Here is a 12,894-nt window from a genome sequence, read left to right as displayed (position 1 = left end):
TATTCCGGGGTTCCCTGACCGCGCCGGGGAAAATCAGGCCGAAGCCGGTTCTATACTTTGTGGCATTAGAGCGCTAAACCCAGCGCTACCATTTTTCTACTGGAGAGCGGTGCCTGTTCCTCGTCGTCATCGGAAAATGCGTCGGCCTGACATTGGCCTTCTGTGCCCATTGGCTGGGAGCGTCGCATGATGCCGTTGGTTGTGGCTGCGCTGGTGGCTCAATGTGCTCCGAACGTATCCCCAGTGACGATGAGCGCCATTCTGCGCGTTGAGTCGGGCTTCAGGCCGCACGCGATCGGATACCTCGTGCGCGGGCCGGGCGGCAAGGTACGACTGGCTCGCCAGCCTCGCGACACCGTCGAAGCGATCTCCTGGGCGAAATGGCTTCTAGCCAATGGATATCGCTTCGATGCGGGCCCTGCCCAAGTGAATTCGTCGAATTTCGAGCGTTATGGCCTCGATGCCGTGTCGGCATTCGACCCCTGTTCAAACGTCCGCGCGGCCGGGGACATCCTGACCGATGAATACCTCCGGGCGGCCCGCAAGTTCCAGCCAGGGCAGGTCGCACTCCGACATGCCATCTCTTCGTACAACACCGGGAATTTTGCCGATGGCTTCGCCAATGGCTACGTCCAGCGTGTCACAGACGCTGCGGCCGCGGCAGACGCCGGCGCCGCTCCTCTTTTCCAAGCTCCCTAACTCCTGAATGACCATGAAAACCTTGCCTTTCTTCGCCTGCTTGGCGGCACTCGCTCTGGGCGGGACCTGCGCCGCGCAGACGGTCGCACTCGGCCAGAGCTTCTCGGCTTCTCAGGGTCCGGTGAGCGCGGATCAGTTCGCTGGCTCGCCTGGCGGCGCCCCGGTGCAAGCCTTGCCGTCCTCGACGGAGGCCTTGTACCTCGCTGCCGAGCGCGCAAAAGCGGGTGCTGCAGCGGCGCGTGCCGCAGGCGCCGATGCTCAGGCCGCGGCAGCGGCGGCGCCGGTCGCGCCCGCTGCGGCGACGCTGTTGCCGCAGGGCACCGTGGTGCGCGCGGCGCTGCCGCCCACACCACAGAACAGCGTGACGCTCGTGCGCGCGTCCGAGCCGCCGAGCGCAGGCAACCAGGTTCGCGGTGCAGATGGCACGCCAGCTCGTGCCAACAGTGTTGTGGCTGCCAGCCTGCCGTCTGCAGCGCCGGCAGTCTCCGCAGCGCCGGCAGTCTCGGCAGCGCCGGCAGTCTCGGCAGCGCCGCAAGTCGCGGCAGCTGCGATGGCTGTCGCCATCACGCCGGCAAAGGCCAAGGAGCCGCCGCCGCCAGCTGCTGCGGTGTGGGATGTCGCAATCAAGGACGTGCATCTGGCCAACACCTTCCAGCGCTGGGCCGCGAAGGCGGGCTGGCGCGTGCGTTGGGACGCAGCGAAGAACGTGATGGTGGAAGCGCCCGACACCTTCAACGGCTCGTTCGAAGACGCGGTCACCGCCCAGCTTGCCTCGCCAGGCATTGCGTATAGCGCGTACCCGCTGGAAGTCTGCTTTTACCCGAACACCCCCCCGCTGGCGCGCATCACGCGCAAGGGCGAACAAGTCAAGGAATGCCAATGATCACCCACCGCCTCACCCGACTCGCTCTCGCCTTGGCCGCCACAGGCACGTTGGCCGCCTGCGGTATCCCGCACCGCATCGCGCAGGAGGGTGGCCAGATCAACGATCAGGCCGGTCAGGTTCGCTCGGGCATCCGGCAAGACCCCCTTCTGGTCGACGCCGCGACGCCTGGCTCCACGGCTTACGTCGACCGCCGCGCCAGCGAGGCGCGCAATGCGCCCGTCGCGCGCCGCGCTTCCCGCGCCTGGATCGGTGCGCGGATGGCAGACGTGCAGAGCGACGAAGTGCTCCCTCCCATCTTCATGGAGAACTTCAAGTTCAACTTCGACGATGCCAACGGTCGAGTCAAGATCGGCGTCGTCGCAGAGCGCATCGCGCGTTTGACGAACGTGCCGGTGCGCGTGAAGCAGGACGTGTACCAAGGCCCCACCGGCGCCAACGGCCCCACCGGCAACATGGCGCAGCAGGGCATGGCTTTCTCGCCAAGCACCGGCGCTGTCGTGCCGCCGCTCATGCCGAACCTTCCAGGTGCAAAGAAGACGCCGGCGGGTCTGCCGGACCTGCCGGCCGCGGGTACGCCGCTGGCAGCTCCGCCCGGTGTGTTCTTGACGCCGACGCCCTACCGCGAGTTCGTCACCGACATCGATTCGATCGAGATGCGCCATGACGGCACTCTCGTGTCATTCCTGGACCAGGTCACGGGCCGGCTGAATCTGAGCTGGACCTACCGTGATGGCGTGGTCGTGATCGAGCGATTCATCTCGGAGAGCTTCGAGCTGGCGACGTTCGTCGGCAGCCAGGACTTCAAGATGAGCCTGAGTGGCCAGAACAACGGCCAGTCGAGCTCCAGCGCGGGCGGCGGCGGCGGCAACAACGGGTCGACGACGACCTCGCTCGACCTGACCGAGACCGGCAAGATCGCCGCACTGGATTCCCTGCGAAAGTCCATCGAGAACATGGTGAAGCCGTCCGGCGGCGACGTCACGCTGAGCGAGGGCACCGGGCGTTTCACCGTGACCGCCACGAAGGACGTGATGGGACGTGTGCGCGAGATCCTCAAGCATGAGAGCGAGGCAATGCAGCGCCAAGCTCACATCCAGATCGACGTGTATAGCGTGACGACGACCGACGGCGACGAGCGTGGCGTGAACTGGAATGTGGTGTACCAAAGCCTCTCCAAGAGCTGGGGCGCAGTGGTGAGCTCGCCTGCAACGCTCACGAGTGCGATCAGCGGCAACATTGGCTACTCGATCCTGCGACCTGAGGATGGTGGCAACGGTGACAGCGCCCGTCGGTTTGGCGACTCGTCTGCCGTTCTGAACCTCCTCAACACTGCCTCGAACACGGCGCAGTACCGACCGTTCTCGATGATTGCCATGAACCGGCAGTGGGCCCGGAAGGCGAACCTCAAGACGGACGGCTACCTGTCTGAAACCACTCCCGCGACGGCGTCCTCCGTCGGCTCCGGCGCTCCGGGCCTGAAGACCAGTTCGATCGTGACGGGCGACAAGTTCCTGGTGCAGCCGGCGATTTTGGACAACGGCGCGATCTTGCTCAAGTTCGGCGTCTCGTTGACCGAGCTGTTGAGCCTGTTCGACGTCTCGGCGGGCTCTGGCGAAACTTTCCAGAAGGTCCAGACGCCCGTGACGTCGGGTACCGACGACCAAACCACGATTCGGCTCATGCCGGGCGAGGCGATGGTTGTCACCGGGTTGTCGCGCCGCACCGCGTCGGGCGACGCGCGCACGCTCGCCGAGGGCCTGTCGATCGGCTTGGGCGGTTCGCGGAAGGTAGGTCACAAGCGTGAGGACTTCATGATCGTCGTGCGCGCGGTGCAGATGTAAGGGGTGTTGGATGGCATCCATTGCATATCAATCGCCTGACGGCAAAGTCTTCTACGGACAGCTCGATTGGCACCTGCTTTCCATGGCCGGCAGTCCTGCTGCCAGCGTACGGGAACACGCGAAGCAGCGGACCGCGCGGCATGCCGCCGTGGCGATCGCCACCTCCGAGGAGTCCGTTGAGTTTCGCGGCAAGCCGCGGATGGTCCGGCGCCTGAAGGCTGGCTTTTTCACGACTCCCGACGACAGCAAGCCGGTAAAGGGCGCGCATTCGCTAGCTGCGGCCTTTGCGCTGTGGACCGCCGGGCACGACCACGCACTACTCAATGTGCGCACCGAGAGCGGCAAGCACGCGGTCATCGTCGTCATCAACGGGTTGCCGGTGCACGACCGTCTGGAAGGGGACAGCATGCAGGCGTGGGAAAGCGCCCGCCCGTACCTGACTGATCATCCCGGGATCTCGATCTACTCCGACGACGACGACAAGTACCCGAATGCGCTGCAGCGCGACAACCTGCTGGTCGATATCGCAGCTCACGCCGGCAAGGCTACGGCCATCAAGGCAGTGCCCGTCGACATGGCCAAGGTTGCTCTGCTGGCATTGGTCCTGGCCGGCATGGTCGGTGGTGTCCTGTACTACCAGAAATGGGAAAAGGACAAGCAGCGGCTGGCGCGCATTGCGGCCGCGCAAGCAGCCGACCCGCTCCCCAAGTACCTCAAGGCGCTCGCCGAAGAGCGCCAGCACGTTGGCATCCAGCGAGGCGCTCTGAGGGCGTCCTTTGCCTTCATCCAGCGCCTGCCGCTGATTCCCGACGGATGGCGTGTGACTCGCGTTGGCTGCTCCGCCGCCAGCGGCTGCGAGGTAATGCTGCTGCGCACGACAGGGACCTACGCGTCGCTCCGCGCCGCGCTCCCGTTCCTGGAGTTGCAGCCGTCGTCGCTGATGAACCTCAACGAGGCCCGTCTGACCTGGAAGCAGGAGCTTCCGCCTGAGCGCCTCGACCCGGCGACGCCGCTGCCGTCCTTGACCGCGTTCCTCCAAGGCGTTGAGGCCTCGAAGCTGCAAACGTGGCTTGCTGCTGGGCTGGCGGTGCAGATGGGCGCTGGCGCGCTGTGGCCGCAGACGCCTGGCGTGCCGCCGAATTTTCGGCACCCGACCGCGCTGGCAGCCGGCCGCTTCGAAGTCAATTCGACGGCTCTCCCCCAGTTGGTGGAAGCCCTCATGACCGCTCCCCCCAACGTGGTTTGGACCGGATGGGCGGTGGATGTCGGTGACGTCAAACAGGAACCACTCACTCGCGCCAAGGCGCTTCTCACAGGGAACTTCTATGTCTCGAACCACTGATTGCATGCGCGCCGTCTCCCTGCTCCTGTTGCCGCTGCTGGTCGGCGGCGTTGCGCAAGCGCAAACCCTTGAAGACTTGGCGAACGCGCAGCGCTTGAAGCAAACGGTGGAAATCGCCCGCCTGGCCAAGGAAGCCGCGGATGCGCAGGCCGAGCTGAACCCGCCACCTCCACCGCCGCCGCCAGCGCCCCCATCGGAAGCGGAGGTGCGGGATGCGGCTCGCCGTGCCGCGGAGGCGATGCGCCCGCGCGTCGTGCTGCACTCGCTGACGTCGCGCAACGGGCAATGGATCGCCGAACTTACCTTCGGACAGCGTCGGATCGATCCGGCGATCGGCATGACGCTGTACGGCCAACAGATTGCGGGCGTGGACAGCCGCGGACTTCTTCTCACGAAGCCCTGTGACGCCGGCCATGTGCGCCGCGGTGCTCAGTGTGGGACGCGTGTGCTGCGCGTTGGCGAGGGGTTCTGAGCGATGCTCTTCAATCGTGCAACCAGCAAGCCACCAGCCCCAGCGGCGGCGCGTGCGCCAGCAGCCCCTGCAGCAAACAAGCCCAACGTCGCTGTTCGTGAAGGCGCACCCGCACCCCGCATCAAGACGTTCAGCGATATTCCGCCGTACTCACGCCTCCTTAGCATCGGCGACAAGCCGACGGTGCAGCTGAGCAAGGAAGACAGCCGGCATGTTGCGGTTGTCGAGCTCACGGGGGGCAAGAACGCCCTGATCCTTCACTGCAAGGCTGGCGACACGCTCCTGCACTCGTTGACCGGCCAGCTGCGCTCGGCACAGTACAGCGTCCGGGTCGCAGATGCTGATCCTGCCGTGATCGCTGAGCTGACGAAGGCCAGCGCGGGTCAGGACGGACATACCCGCGTGGCCAACGAATACATGCAGGTTGCTCACGAGCTGCTCGCCTACGCTGTTGCCAACCGTGCTACCGACATCCATCTCGAGATCCGCGGCACCGCTGGCAGGGTTCGCTTTCGCATCGACGGCTACATGGAGGCGATGCGGACCGAAGGACACGGCGAGTATCCGGCCGCCTTCCTCGAGAAGGTGATGATGCAGCTGTTCAACAGCGAGCAGCAGAAGAAGTCGAACAACTCGCCCCTGTTCTCCAAGGACAACTTCGACTACTGCATGATTCCTTACTCGGACATCCCGGGTAACGACCTGAAGCTGCGATTCCAGGGCTTCCGCGGTGCCGAGGGGCCGAAAGTGGTTCTGCGTCTGCTGCCCGTCGGCGATCAGCAGAAGGCGCGCACGTTCGAAGAGCTGGGTTACGCGCCTTCCCAGATCCAGATCTGGAACGAGGTGATGCAGACGCCTTCGGGCATGTGCTTCATCGCCGGCGTCACCGGCTCTGGCAAGAGCTCGACACTGAAGACGTGGGTCGACCTGAACCCTTACTCGGAACAGTGTGCGGTCTACACCGTCGAGGATCCCGTCGAGTATTCGATGAAGGCGCATCAGATCCCGATCCAGCGGGACCTGGCCGATCCGGTGGGCTCGGCTCGCGCTTACGGCGAAGCCGCCGCTGCGATCGTCCGGGGCGACAACGACATCGTCATCGTCGGCGAAATCCGCGACCGTATCAGCGCGAACAGCGCCCAGCAGTTCGCCGAGACCGGTGCCATGGCGCTGGGCACCCTCCATGCCCACCTGTTGTCCGGCATGGTGCCGCGACTGGTCAACCCGGAGATCGGTATGAACCGTGAGACCCTCACCGGCCCCAATACGCTGTCGTTGCTCGCGTATCAGGCGCTGGTTCCGAGGCTTTGCCCGCACTGCGCCATGCACTTGCCTGAGGCGGTCGCGAAGGATCCGCTGATTAAGACCATCGCAGGTCATATGGCCGCCATCCAGGTTGATGCGCAGCCGCTGCGGTGGAAGCGGGTAGGGGGATGCGACAAATGCAGCCAGCGCGGAACCGTCGGCCTCACGGTCGTCGCAGAAATGTTGATGCCAGATGACGATTGGCTGCGCGCGGTGCGCAAGGGCGACGATGCCGAAGCGGCAGCTGTCTATTCCTCCTACTCGAACGGCGACCTCAAGTCGATCGAAATGACCGGCAAGACGGTGTTCGAACACACGTTGCATAAGGCGCTCTTGGGCAACGTGGACGCACGCGAGTGCGCGCGCTTCGACCTCTGGTCGCGATACGTACGCCGCCAGAAGCTTGGCGCCTCGCAACGAACCACGGCGGCGAACTGATGCTCAACAACCTATTCCTGCGCTTCAACTTCTTCCTGTGGTCGTTCCGGCGCGCGTACTTCTACCGGAACCTCGCTGACAGCCTTCAGCGAAAGGTCGGCCTGCGCGACTTCCTCGAGCGGCAGGCATCGAATGCCCGGATGCTCAAGGATGACACCTCTTACCGGGTTGTCCGTGCGATGTCGGGCCGTCTGGCAGCGGGCAAGGGCGACACCTTGTCCGAACTGGTTTACGGAATCGCACCGCAGTCAGACCAGCTGTTTCTGCGCACGGTGGACGACGCGAGCAAAGCCAAGGTCGAGGCGATGGTGCTGGGTGCCGCAGCGGTGGAATTCCAGCAGCGCGCAATCAAAACGCTGGTCAAGGAGCTTTTCGTTCCAGTCGTTGGCACGCCGATCGTCGCGGTGATCTGCATCCTGACCGCGAGGATCGTGACCGACCTGGTGGCGAGTGGGTCAGCCGACTCCGTGTGGACTGGGTTCAACGGCGTGGTTCGCATGATCTCCGAGTTCATCAATGCGTACGCAATCATGATCGTCGTGTTCATCGTTGCTGCCACGGCCGCGTTGATTGCAGCGCTGCCGCGGTGGACCGGGCCCCTGCGCCTGAAGGTCGAAAACTGGCCCGCCATGGCGCTCTACCGTGACTACAACGCCGCGATTGTCCTTAGCGCATTGGCCATGATGCTTCGATCAGGCAAGTCGCTTCGCGAAGCTTTGCAGGCCTTGCGCCAGTCGGGGACCCCGTGGTTGCGCTGGCATCTCGCCCGCATCCTCGCCTCGCTCGACGACAACCCGTCGGACTACGACACCGCTTTTGGGCGCGGCCTGATGCCTGTCTCCGTGCGAGCACGCCTTGCGGAGCTGATGGACTCGGTGAAGTCCTTCGGCGACGCCATGGTCGAGCTGGGCACGAAGGAGGTCGGCCGACTCGAAGAGCGCGTGCAGATCTCCGCCAAGGCACTCGGCTGGGCGCTGTTGGTGGGGGTCGGCTCCGTCGGCGTCACGCTGTCCATTGGACTTATGACGATCACCACAGGTTTGAGCGATGCGAGCAATCCAACCGCAAAGCTGATGGAGCGGGCCCAGCGTGCCTCGCCAACGCCCTGAAATTCACTCATTCACTTTCCCAACCAAAAGGTCCTTTCATGCAATCCAAATTCACCTTCCGTAAGCGCGCCACCTCGAACGCCTCTACCCAAAAGGGCATGAGTGTCGTGTCGGTCCTGCTGGGCCTGGCCATCACGGCCGCCGTCGCCGCCGTCATCTACAACCAGTACAGCGACTCGGTGCGCAAGGCACGGGTTGAACAAGCCCAGGCCGAGATCGTCACCATGGTGGCAAGCGCGCAGAAGCTCTATGGCAATACGAACCTTTACGGCGTGGTGACGACGGCGACCGCTGTCACGTCGATCGTGCCGGCACGCTTGCGTATCGCCGGCACCAACACTGCGCAGAACGTTTACAACGGCGCGATCGAGTTCGCACCGGCGACCATCACTTCGCCGAACGACTCGCTGGTGCTGACCTACGGCAACGTCCGCCGCGAAGACTGCCAAGACTTGATTCTCGGCAGCGATCAGCTCATGCGTCGGATGGCAGTCGGAGGCACAGCGGTTAAGGCGGCAGACGGCGCGATCGATGTGCCTGCGCTCTCCACCGCGTGCGATGCCAACGCATTCAGCAACATCAACTTCGCCTTCGGCCGCGGCCAGTAAATCCGCGCACTAGCGTGCCGTCGCCACACAGCGACGGCACCGCCCCCCTTCCTGTGGAACGCGTCTGTCGGGTCTCACCCTTCCGCGGCAACCACCCCAATTCCTCGCAGGCGTCCAGTCCCTAGTCATGAAGCCAATGCACTCCCTTACGCGACGCGGTCGTTCCATGAAACGTCAGGCCGGCATGTCGATCTTGTCGGCTCTGCTGGCGCTGGTCATCGGCGCGTTCATCGCCGCAGCGCAAATTCAGGCCACTCAGCTTGAGTCGCAGCGCTCCATGGGACGGAACGAGGGCGACGTGCTCAACCTGCTCAAGGACGCCGCAAACAACTACACGATGGAGAACTACCCCGCTCTCCAGCAAGATCAGCCGGTCACCGTCAAAGGCGTAACGTTGGCCGCTGGAACCGGGGCAGGACAGTCCAACGCGCCCACGGTTGCGAACCTGGTGGCCATGGAATACCTGCCTACGGGAACTGCTGATGCTGCCCTGATCAACTCTGGCCGTTATCGCTTCCAGCTGCGCAAGATCCCCGCCGGGTGCGTTGCTTTGGCGTGCAACGTGACGGCGTTGGTGTACATCGACGAGCCGGTGCGAAAGCCTGGCACTGCCGATATCGATGGCGTAAAAATCGGCTCGCTGATTGACCGGGTTGGTGGAGACGTCCTCGCCTCGGTGAATATCGATCCCGCCAACATGCGCGGGATCAATGGTGCCGTTGCTCCGAATCCAGTCGCCGGCGGACCTGCCGGGGTTGTCGGCGCGCGCGCAGGCTACGGCGCGAGCGGATTCGGTCGGTTTCTCGTGGTCAACGATCCGCGCGACCCCAATTTTCAAGGCAACCTGACACTTGCAGGCAATCTGATCGTCGGCGGCACCTCAACGCTGAACGGCCCGGTGACGATCAACAACACGCTCGACACAACCGGCGATGTGACTGTCAATAACTGCGTGAAACTGCAAGTTGATGGCCGCGGGGGTTTCAACTGCCTCGACCCCAACGACCTGCCTGGTGGTTACAACGGTGGCGTCCGAGCGATCGACGTGGTCGCAAACGGCAAGATGCTCGTTTCAGAAGCGCCAGGTGCGTTCACCGGGAACAACGGTCGGTTCGCCGTGATGGACAGCGGCAATGCCACCGGAGAGGCCCTGGTGGCCACCTCAGGAAAGCTTGCGGCGAACCGCCTGGTGCCAACGGGTTCATACTCACCCGGCACCGCGTGCCTCGAGCCCGGCGCATCTGCATTGTCGACAGACGGCGCGGCTGGCAGCCTTGTGCTTTGCACAGGCGCTTCGGGATCTTTGCAGTGGACACCGGTGAATACCGCAGCAATCACTGGCGGCGCGTGCGCGCTTGAGGGCCAGGTTGCGTCAGACTCGGCTGGGCGTCAGCTCTACTGCTTCAACAACATCTGGACGCCAACGAGCGATTTTCTGCAGCGTGCCGTACAGAACGGCGCGTGCGTCGTTGCCGGCGCAGTCGGCTACTCGGTCCCTGTCCCTGGCGCACGCTCTACGGCATTCATCTGCCGCGCCAACTTAAACGGCGGAACACTGCAGTGGTATCGAATCCAGGATGTCACCACCCACCTAGTGTTCTTCGGAGCCACCGAGGTCACGAACGACTCAATCGTTGCGAAACCAACGAACTGCGGAATCGGCGGTACGCCAATCATCCAGCTCATCCCGACCATGGAGTCGTCGCCGGATGGTGGTACCAACCACTACGCGCTTGACTACGGCACGTACTGGCAAGTCAAGCTGCTGAACGGCGCAGGACAACCGCTGGCAGGAACGGGCGGTGCGGCCGCGGTCGCACAGCAGTTCTGCTACATGTCCTGAGACCACCGTGCCCGGGCCGTCGGGCGAACGGCGTCCTAGCACGACCCGACGATGGAAGCCCACGACGGGCATCGCCTGGGTTTGCCACGTGGACTGATCAGCTTTTTGCGCGCTCTCCGCTTTAAAGCTATATTTCGCGCCATAGCGCCTTGCCCTGGACCTTCAAATGAAAAACGCCCTGAACCACCTCACCCGCTCACTTTTTGTGGGGACATTGATCGTGTCCGCGAGCCTTGGTGTCGTCGCGGCACCGCCGATGCCCGCCAGTTCGGTCGCCGGCGGCCCACGGGCGGGCGTCTCGATCAATCAAGGCGACATCTACAACCAGATCAACAACGCGGTGAATATTGGCAACGGAGCCGTGAATATCGGCAACGCGGCCTACTACCTGGGCAGCACTGCATACAACACCGCCAACTCGGCGTACAACCTCGGCTCGATCGCGTATCAGACGGCAGAGAATGCAAACGCGCGTGCTGGTGCAGCGGAAGCTGCCGCTGCGAGTGCTGGCGTAATCACAAAGTTCTCTGTCCTTAACAATGGTCAGGAGTACACAGTCTGGGTGTGTGTGAAGGGCTTCTATAACTACAACGATTGGAATTACCCCTGCCCAGCAGGTTCCGGTCACCACATTCTCACTACTTCGCGCGACGTGCCGTAAGGGCTTCTCGCCTCGGCGGGGGGGACATAGATCAAGGCTCGGCAGGCCGTACTGGTGGATTCGCGAGACCCATTGCCGCAACTGAGGTCCGCTACTCAACCGTCATTCGGAGTGGCAGTACGTTTGTCGCCGGCTGGTCACGGTGATCAGTCCACCTCCGCCTTCGATAGGCATTACTCAACGGCGTCCTCTGTGTTCATGCGGCCGAACGTTATCAAGGGGCTGAGCATCGCCGCGATGATTCCGGCAGCTTCCTCCGTTCGATCGCCCCATTGGTTGCTCACCACGTAGGTGGCCCCACCGAATCGGATCGTCTCTTGGTCCTTCACAAACCACCGTCGCATCGTCTTGGTGGGATGCGATTCGACCACTGCTTGCCCCGTGACAGAGCCAGGCGCGCTAAGTGTGAAATCCTCCGCCCGCCAGTGGATAGCAGCTGCAACCGCAGCAGGCGAGATGCCTGCTGCCGCGGCATGCCGGGTGAGCTCAAGCACCAGACGGTTCTTTGTGAGGTTCTCAGTCCGTATCGTTGGCGAGGAAACGAAGAACAGCACGCGGGGCTTCTTTGCGCGCTCCTCGGCGGCGTCGGTCTCCGCACGCTTGACATCCAATGCGACCTGGAACCTCTCAGCCTCTGGAAGCGGAATCACCTGTTCTACGTCGATAAGGACGCGTTGGTTCACCTGGTAGCAGGTCAAGCTTAAACACGTGATGTCCAAGTTGAGCGTACGTAGGTAGAGTGCAGTAGTGGTGATCTCGGGGTTGAAGCCCTCTGCGACGAGAAAGATTCGGACTTTCTGCTGCAGGGCAAGCACCGCATCGGGATCGGCGAAGTGGGCACGTATCTCTCGTTCGGCGGCATCAACCGAGATCGCGGAATCCTCCCCGCGCTTGAAGCGATAGTTCGCATACACCCGGATGGCGTGCTCGAGCGTCATCGTGGAGACCATGGCAGCGTATCGAAGGGCCTGCAACTCCATATGCGCCCCATCATGACGTTTCAACTCGATGACCACTAGGTGGCCATCGCGGTCCAGTGCCAGTAGGTCCATACGCCGAGCTGAGTTCCAGTCGGAGAATTCCTCTGAAATCACGAGCAGATCGGACCGAACGCGATCGAACGTGTCGCGAAGGATTCGCTGGAGGTCTCTGCGCTCATGAATTCCAAGCGCCGCGAGCGTGGTTGGTTGCACAGCGTTGAAGTCCGTTTTTGTCAATTCAAAGAGTGGCATCGCGGGTCCGGTAGCGGGATGGTGAGCCTATCGCATCGCGCCTCAGCTCAGGGAGCACGGTTCCGTCACAATCGCGGTTTTCGTCATCCTTGGAGAAACCTATGTCGACCGTACTGCAGCTCGAGAAGCAAATAGCGAAGCTGGAGAAGGAGAAGGCAGCTGCGCGCCGGCGCGAAGCTCCCGGTGTCCTCGAGCGAATCAAGCACGCGATTGCTGTGTACGGATTCACCGCGGAGGAGCTGGGTGTCGCAGCTCCAACGACTCCCAATGGGCCGGTTCGTGCTGGCAAGAAGGTGGCTGCGAGTGGAGCAGCGCGCAAGACCAAGCGCCGCTTCCAGGCGTACAGCGATGGAGAAGGAAACAACTGGACAGGCATCGGGAAGCGTCCAGCGTGGTTCAAGGAAGCGCTTGCGGCAGGACGCACCCTCGATGAACTGAAGGCTAAATAAGCCACCGTC

12 protein-coding genes are annotated in these 12,894 nt (G+C 63.2%); 11 read left to right on the top strand and 1 reads right to left on the bottom strand.

Going from position 1 to position 12,894, the window contains the following annotated elements; translation table 11 throughout:
* Positions 1 to 186: 186 nt before the first annotated feature.
* From ACSFA0_RS25390 to ACSFA0_RS25345, 10 genes are all read left to right on the top strand, one after another.
* Entirely contained in the window at positions 187 to 699 is a 513-nt protein-coding gene (locus tag ACSFA0_RS25390) for a lytic transglycosylase domain-containing protein (RefSeq protein ID WP_435453044.1), read from the top strand.
* Between the two features lie 13 nt (positions 700 to 712).
* Positions 713 to 1,582: a TcpQ domain-containing protein gene (locus tag ACSFA0_RS25385; protein WP_435453043.1), complete on the top strand. Its 870-nt coding sequence runs from the start codon at positions 713 to 715 to the stop codon at positions 1,580 to 1,582.
* On the top strand, positions 1,579 to 3,426 hold the full coding sequence (locus tag ACSFA0_RS25380) for a hypothetical protein (RefSeq protein ID WP_435453042.1): 1,848 nt from the start codon (positions 1,579 to 1,581) through the stop codon (positions 3,424 to 3,426). Before ACSFA0_RS25385 ends, ACSFA0_RS25380 begins: the two co-directional genes overlap by 4 nt.
* A 10-nt stretch (positions 3,427 to 3,436) precedes the next feature.
* Positions 3,437 to 4,768, top strand: a complete 1,332-nt coding sequence (locus ACSFA0_RS25375; protein ID WP_435453041.1) for a type IV pilus inner membrane component PilO — start codon at positions 3,437 to 3,439, stop codon at positions 4,766 to 4,768.
* 4 nt (positions 4,769 to 4,772) lie between these two features.
* Positions 4,773 to 5,240: a hypothetical protein gene (locus ACSFA0_RS25370; RefSeq protein WP_435453040.1), complete on the top strand. Its 468-nt coding sequence runs from the start codon at positions 4,773 to 4,775 to the stop codon at positions 5,238 to 5,240.
* Positions 5,241 to 5,243: 3 nt separating this feature from the next.
* Entirely contained in the window at positions 5,244 to 6,983 is a 1,740-nt protein-coding gene (locus tag ACSFA0_RS25365) for a GspE/PulE family protein (RefSeq protein ID WP_435453039.1), read from the top strand.
* Complete coding sequence (locus ACSFA0_RS25360; RefSeq protein ID WP_435453038.1) at positions 6,983 to 8,092, top strand: hypothetical protein; 1,110 nt, start codon at positions 6,983 to 6,985, stop codon at positions 8,090 to 8,092. The genes ACSFA0_RS25365 and ACSFA0_RS25360 overlap by 1 nt, the downstream gene beginning before the upstream one ends.
* Positions 8,093 to 8,130: 38 nt before the next feature.
* On the top strand, positions 8,131 to 8,700 hold the full coding sequence (locus ACSFA0_RS25355; protein ID WP_435453037.1) for a type 4 pilus major pilin: 570 nt from the start codon (positions 8,131 to 8,133) through the stop codon (positions 8,698 to 8,700).
* 166 nt (positions 8,701 to 8,866) lie between these two features.
* Positions 8,867 to 10,543 carry a hypothetical protein gene (locus tag ACSFA0_RS25350; protein WP_435453036.1) on the top strand — a complete coding sequence of 559 codons (1,677 nt, stop codon included), beginning with the start codon at positions 8,867 to 8,869 and terminating at the stop codon, positions 10,541 to 10,543.
* Positions 10,544 to 10,709: 166 nt separating this feature from the next.
* A complete protein-coding gene (locus tag ACSFA0_RS25345; RefSeq protein WP_435453035.1) occupies positions 10,710 to 11,204 on the top strand; it encodes a hypothetical protein in 495 nt (164 codons plus the stop codon).
* A 173-nt stretch (positions 11,205 to 11,377) separates the two neighbouring features.
* Here ACSFA0_RS25345 and ACSFA0_RS25340 read toward each other — a convergent pair whose 3' ends face one another.
* Positions 11,378 to 12,436: a hypothetical protein gene (locus tag ACSFA0_RS25340; RefSeq protein ID WP_435453034.1), complete on the bottom strand. Its 1,059-nt coding sequence runs from the start codon at positions 12,434 to 12,436 to the stop codon at positions 11,378 to 11,380.
* A gap of 101 nt (positions 12,437 to 12,537) precedes the next feature.
* Here ACSFA0_RS25340 and ACSFA0_RS25335 point away from each other — a divergent pair, with 101 nt between their 5' ends.
* The gene (locus tag ACSFA0_RS25335) at positions 12,538 to 12,885 is read left to right on the top strand and encodes an H-NS histone family protein (protein ID WP_435453033.1); all 348 of its coding nucleotides are present in this window, start codon (positions 12,538 to 12,540) and stop codon (positions 12,883 to 12,885) included.
* The last annotated feature ends 9 nt before the right edge of the window (positions 12,886 to 12,894 follow it).

It is taken from the genome of Variovorax restrictus (genome assembly GCF_051216715.1).
In the GTDB taxonomy this organism is placed as follows: Bacteria; Pseudomonadota; Gammaproteobacteria; order Burkholderiales; family Burkholderiaceae_C; genus Variovorax.
This window is presented reverse-complemented; position numbering and strand designations above follow the sequence as displayed.

Bases quoted from the DNA above. Each gene is read 5' to 3' on its own strand.
- ACSFA0_RS25390 (WP_435453044.1), top strand. From the start codon at position 187: ATGATGCCGTTGGTTGTGGCTGCGCTGGTGGCTCAATGTGCTCCGAAC.
- ACSFA0_RS25385 (WP_435453043.1), top strand. From the start codon at position 713: ATGAAAACCTTGCCTTTCTTCGCCTGCTTGGCGGCACTCGCTCTGGGC.
- ACSFA0_RS25380 (WP_435453042.1), top strand. From the start codon at position 1,579: ATGATCACCCACCGCCTCACCCGACTCGCTCTCGCCTTGGCCGCCACA.
- ACSFA0_RS25375 (WP_435453041.1), top strand. From the start codon at position 3,437: ATGGCATCCATTGCATATCAATCGCCTGACGGCAAAGTCTTCTACGGA.
- ACSFA0_RS25370 (WP_435453040.1), top strand. From the start codon at position 4,773: ATGCGCGCCGTCTCCCTGCTCCTGTTGCCGCTGCTGGTCGGCGGCGTT.
- ACSFA0_RS25365 (WP_435453039.1), top strand. From the start codon at position 5,244: ATGCTCTTCAATCGTGCAACCAGCAAGCCACCAGCCCCAGCGGCGGCG.
- ACSFA0_RS25360 (WP_435453038.1), top strand. From the start codon at position 6,983: ATGCTCAACAACCTATTCCTGCGCTTCAACTTCTTCCTGTGGTCGTTC.
- ACSFA0_RS25355 (WP_435453037.1), top strand. From the start codon at position 8,131: ATGCAATCCAAATTCACCTTCCGTAAGCGCGCCACCTCGAACGCCTCT.
- ACSFA0_RS25350 (WP_435453036.1), top strand. From the start codon at position 8,867: ATGAAACGTCAGGCCGGCATGTCGATCTTGTCGGCTCTGCTGGCGCTG.
- ACSFA0_RS25345 (WP_435453035.1), top strand. From the start codon at position 10,710: ATGAAAAACGCCCTGAACCACCTCACCCGCTCACTTTTTGTGGGGACA.
- ACSFA0_RS25340 (WP_435453034.1), bottom strand. From the start codon at position 12,436: ATGCCACTCTTTGAATTGACAAAAACGGACTTCAACGCTGTGCAACCA.
- ACSFA0_RS25335 (WP_435453033.1), top strand. From the start codon at position 12,538: ATGTCGACCGTACTGCAGCTCGAGAAGCAAATAGCGAAGCTGGAGAAG.